The organism is Tolypothrix sp. VBCCA 56010 (genome assembly GCF_050875635.1).
Taxonomy (GTDB): domain Bacteria; phylum Cyanobacteriota; class Cyanobacteriia; order Cyanobacteriales; family Nostocaceae; genus Hassallia.
The window spans coordinates 1-5,699 of sequence record NZ_JBPAOH010000267.1 but is presented as its reverse complement, the minus strand read 5'-3'; the positions used below and the strand labels follow the sequence as shown (position 1 = coordinate 5,699).

2 protein-coding genes and 1 pseudogene are annotated in these 5,699 nt (G+C 43.1%); all 3 read left to right on the top strand.

Annotated features, from left to right (window positions below):
- Positions 1 to 132 precede the first annotated feature (132 nt).
- Positions 133 to 552 carry a carboxymuconolactone decarboxylase family protein gene (locus tag AABK37_RS40035; protein WP_432556949.1) on the top strand — a complete coding sequence of 140 codons (420 nt, stop codon included), beginning with the start codon at positions 133 to 135 and terminating at the stop codon, positions 550 to 552.
- Between the two features lie 708 nt (positions 553 to 1,260).
- Positions 1,261 to 3,816, top strand: a complete 2,556-nt coding sequence (locus AABK37_RS40030; RefSeq protein ID WP_432556948.1) for a filamentous hemagglutinin N-terminal domain-containing protein — start codon at positions 1,261 to 1,263, stop codon at positions 3,814 to 3,816.
- Positions 3,817 to 4,122: 306 nt separating this feature from the next.
- Positions 4,123 to 5,699: pseudogene (locus tag AABK37_RS40025) on the top strand (CHAT domain-containing protein); the annotation flags it as partial.

The window sequence follows — 5,699 nt, the reverse complement described above, 5'->3', positions numbered from 1 at the left end:
ATAAATGCCTCGACCAAAGTTGAGGCTGGGCAGGACGTAGCCCGATACACGGTAGAAACTAGTACTTGTTACGAGAATTTACCGGGTTAAATGATGTCCGTTAGATTATACTGAAGCTTTTATTCTTTTATTATGTCTGACACGCAATCGACGAATCTACCCCCTGACCTTGCAGCCTTTGGTGATAGCTACGCCGAATTATTTGGTGAAGTGCCACCATTACCGAAAGCAAAATTCGAGTTTAGTAGTGAAATCGACCCGGAGGGATTGCGACTCGCCGATAAATTTCGCGCTCACGCCTTCTACAACAAAACTTTCGACACCAAGACAACGCAATTAATGCTGTTTGGGATGCTGTTAGTTATGGGTGTCCCAGCTGCAAAACACCACGCGATCGCCTCCCGTCGCGCCGGCGCGAGTTGGCAAGAACTGCACCAAGTCACCGAACTCGCATCAGCAGTCGTCGCTTTAGGTCCCTTCAACAATGGTAGCGCCATTTTAAACGAACTCCGCCACCAAGAAGGAAAACACAACCAACAAAGCAACAAGTAGTCATACCAATTTAAAACAGTAGGGGCGGGGTTTCCCCGCCCTTCACCTTACAACAATCCATGTATCGTTTATTAACAGTAATAAAAACATCGCAACCCTCGTAGAGACGTGACAATGGAACGTCTCTACAATATATGTAATTTGCCCGACATAATATAAGGTAAGGATTTCCCACCATTACACAAGTTTCGAGTTCAGAACATCAACTTTCGAGTTCAGAACACGAATGTTGAGCTTCAGAACATCAAGTTTCGAGTTCAGAACACGAATGTTGAGCCTCAGAACATCAACTTTCGAGTTCAGAACACGAATGTTGAGCCTCAGAACATCAAGTTTCCAGTTCAGAACACGAATGTTGAGCCTCAGAACATCAAGTTTCCAGTTCAGAACTGGAAACTTGAAGTTAATAGGGCGAGCGATCGCGATGGATTGCACACAACTAATACCAATTTAAATAATGTTTGCGACACATAAATTCTTCGTAGGGGCACGGCATTGCCGTGCCCCTACCCATCTGTCGCATTCTTTTTTCTATTTAGTATAATATCATACATATTCGGCGTTGACACACATATAGTAGAGACGTTCCGCCCTCACGTCTCTACATGTAAAAATTTGAAATTCATCCTCAGATTCAGCAACGCCATATCTCAACTTCAACCAAATAGCTGTATAGTCAATAAAAGTCTAGAGGAGCATCTCCAGTTTATGAAACTGCTTTTCATGCGCTTCTGGCTGATTCATGGGAGTGCGCTACTATTTTTATTTAGTTCTCAACCAACAGTTGCACAAATTAGCCCGGATGCAACCCTACCGATAAACTCCAGAGTCAGACAACAGAACAATGTAAACCTCATCGAAGGAGGAACAACCGCAAAAACAAATCTATTCCACAGCTTTGAGACATTTTCTATTCCTACTGGTGGTGTCGCTTTCTTTAACAATGCTCTAAATATTCAAAATATTATCAGTCGGGTAACGGGTAAATCTATTTCTAACATTGATGGTACAATCCGCGCTTTGGGTACAGCAAACTTATTTTTGATTAATCCCAATGGAATCGTATTTAGTCAAAATGCCAAGTTAGATATCGGTGGCTCATTTTTGGCAACTACTGCTAATGCCATCGAATTTGGCAATCAAGGCTTTTTCAGCGCTGATAACCCAGAAGCACCTCTGCCCTTGCTGACAATAAATCCTTCGGCGTTGTTTTTCAATTCCTCTGCAACTGCACCAATTCAGGTTAACTCAGTTGCACCTTCAGAATTAGATCCATCAAGCACATTCACCGCAAATGGTCTGCGTGTTCCAGACGGTCAGAATTTATCTTTAGTTGGCGGTGATATCAATATAAATGGTGGCGGATTATTTGCTTTTGGTGGTCGAGTAGAGTTAGGAGGATTTAGAAGTGCGGGAACAGTTAAGTTAAATGGAAATGGCAGCAATCTGAGTTTAAGTTTTCCTGATGGGGTAGAGCGAAGTGACGTATCACTCAGCAATAATGCTAATGTGAATGTGCGCGGTCAAGATGCTGGCAGTATTGCAATTAATGCCGGAAATTTAAATCTGGCAAATCAAAGCCATATACTAGCTGGGATAGCATCTGGGCTGGGTTCAGCCAAAAGCATTGCCGGAAATATTGACATTAATGCACAAGCAGCAGTAAATGTTCAAAATGAGAGCCGTATTGATAATAGTGTGCAACCAAAGGCAATTGGACAGTCAGGTGATATTAACATTAACACCGGCTCACTATTTCTGGGCAATGATGGAGACTTGAATGTCAGCACCTTAGGAATCGGCAATGCTGGTAATATCACCATTAATGCTAAGGATACAGTTTCTTTTGATGGGGCAAGCAGTACTAGTCCGAGTGCAGCATCTAGCGATGTCGAGCCGGGAGGGGTGGGTAAAGCAGGTAACATCAGCATTACTACAGGGTCACTATCTCTAACTAATGGCGGTTCTATATTGTCCTTTTCTTTATCTAGAGGGGATGGTGGCAATATTACTGTGAATGCACGAGATACAGTATTTTTTGATGGACTAGCCATCAGTCAAAGGGGAACTGCACGTAGCGGAATATTCAGCGGTATTATTCGAGCTGAAGCCGTGGGCAAAGGAGGAGACATCAGCATTACTACTGGTTCCCTGACAGTTAAAAATGGGGCTAGATTATCTGCCAGTACTTTTGGTAGAGGAAATGCTGGCAATATCAATATTACTGCCAGAGATGCTATTTTATTTGATGGGGTGGATACACCACAATTGATGAGACCAAGTGGTGCATTCAGTATTGTGAGTGACACAGCAGTGGGTAATGGAGGTGACATCAACATCACCACTAATGCCTTAACTCTGAGAAATAACGCTCAATTGAATGCTAGTAGCGCAGGACAAGGATTTGCTGGAGCCATCAAAGTTGATTCTAACTTCATCCGACTGGAAAATCAGGCACGTATCTTAGCGAGAACTACATCTGGTAACGGTGGAAATATTACTTTAGGAATTCAAGACTTGTTGCTATTGCGTCGTGGAAGCCAAATCTCCACTAATGCCGGTACCGCTGAAGCTGGCGGCAACGGCGGTAATATTAATATTAATGCCCCTTTAGGCTTTTTACTTGCTGTCAAAAATGAAAATAGCGATATTAGCGCTAATGCTTATGAAGGTTCTGGTGGCAAAGTGCAAATTCAAGCTTTAGATATTTTTAATATCGAACAGCGTAGCCGAGAAGACTTAATACGCCGCATAGGAACAGACAAACCCAGCGAATTAGATGCTCAAAAGCTACAGTCTAACGACATCACGGCAATTTCCCAGGAAAATGCGGCATTGAGCGGACAAGTAAATATTATTACCCCTGAAGTTGACCTGAGTTCAGGATTAGTGGAATTACCAGTTAATGTAAGCGATCGCTCTAATTTAATTGCTCAAGGTTGTCCAGCAAATCAAGGCAATACATTTACAATCATCGGACGCGGGGGTTTACCACCTTTACCAACTGAAGCACTGCGTAGTAATCAGACTGCAACTGTCGATTGGGTGACGTTGGAGCAGAACAGGAGAGGGGGACAGAGGGAAAGGGGGGGAATTACTAATTTAAGTGGCTCTAAGTTGCCAAATCAAATGGTAGCAGCTACTGGTTGGGTAATTAACAATAAAGGTGAGGTGACGTTAATCGCCTCTGCGCCAAAAGAGCATATAAATAACTTTTTGTCAACGCCAGCTTGCCCTATTGCAGCACCCGTTACTCAAGATTGAGGGATCGAGGAGATGAGAAGAAAACGGTGGCGATTTATTGTAGCGGTACGACGTTTTTTTAAGGATAAACTTCAATTTGCAGAAGTCTTTTTACGCTCTCAGACTAAAGTCTGGAGCTACACAAACAAAGCCTGCCTTTGCAGGCTTTTAGACATCAAGTCCGCCTGCGCGGACTTAGTTCGTGTAGCCGCGAGTTCACTCGTCAGGTACTTTTTCAATAAGTCTAATAAACTTTTTGCAATCAGGAAAAAACCTTTTCCCCTCTTTATAACAGTATTATTTATCACTTGTTCAATTTCATCGCCGGTGTTTTCTCAAGTTGAACCCCCAAATGGTCAAGTATTGATTGAACAAGGTCGAAAACTCTATGAAGATGGAGAGTTATCGACAGCGGTGACGATTTTGCAACAAGCAGCTTCTTCTTTGCGAACTCAAAAAGATAAATTGGGAGAAGCGATCGCCTTAAGTAATCTCTCGTTAGCTTTTAAGCAACTCGGACAATGGGAAAAAGCAGATCGAGCGATCGCTCAAAGTCTTTTAATCTTAACAACCTTACAAAATACCCGAAATTCGGCATCAGTTTTGGCGCAAACATTAGAAATTCAGGGAAATCTGCAATTAGAACTAGGTAAAGCAGAACTTGCTTTAAACACATGGAAACAAGCTGAAAAAATCTATGCCAAAGCAGGTGATGAAGTTGGCAAAACTCGCAGCTTGATTAACCAAAGCATTGCCCAACAAGCCTTAGGACAATACATACAATCTCGCATGATATTAGAGGAGATGTACCCCCGTCTGGAGAAGCAACCAGACTCATTGGTTAAAGCTACTGCTTTACGCAGCTTGGGTGATGTGGTGCAATTGGTTGGTAATTTAGAACTATCCTTAAAAGTTTTGCTGAAAAGTCGGGACATAGCCGAAAAATTACAATCTCCTCCAGAAATAAGCGCCGCTTTGCTCAGTTTAGGTAACATTTACGCAGCTAATGGTAATAGAGAATCGCGGCTGGACACAATAAGTATTGAAGAGTATACGCCCTTGCAGTATTTAAGCAAATCTATCTTCACTCAAAATATAAACGCTATCAAATTTTACCAGCAAGCAGCGCAATTTTACTCACAAGCCGCTACGATATCTACTTCACCGCTTGGACAAATCCAAGCACAACTAAATCGACTGAGTATGTTGTTGTCACTGCAAAAATGGTCGCAAGCACAACAATTATCGTCTGAGATACAGTTAAAGCTGAGGAAAATACCACCCAGCAAGACGGCAATTTCTGCCCAAATTCACTTAGCTGAGAGTTTGGTATACTTAAAACAAGCTACCAATGCAGACATCCCATCCTGGAAAGAAATTGCTGAAAGTTTGGCAACAGCGATTCAACAAGCTAGAAGCATTGAGGATAAACGTTCCGAAGCATATGCGAGCGGTGCGCTTGGTGGATTGTATCTGAAAACCGAAGATATAACGAACGCGCAGAAATTGACCGAGCAAGCTTTGATACAAGCTCAGGCAATTAAAGCCCAGGATATTGCTTATCTTTGGCAATGGCAATTAGGACAGATACTCAAAATTAAAGGCGATATCAGCGGGGCGATCGCCTTCTATACTCAAGCAGTAGAGACCCTAAAATTTTTACGCAATGATTTGATTGCCCTAAATCCAGATGTGCAATTTACCTTTCGAGATAATGTAGAACCTGTATATCGGCAATTAGTTGATTTACTCTTGCGACCCGTAGGGGAGAGGGGGGGAGGGGGAGAGGGGGGGAGGGGGAGACAAGGGGAGGACACTTCCGTGCGGGGGTTCCCAAGCCACTGCGTTGCGGAGGTTCCCTCCGTTGAAGCATGTGGCGTCCCCGTTAAGGAACGTGTCCGTGG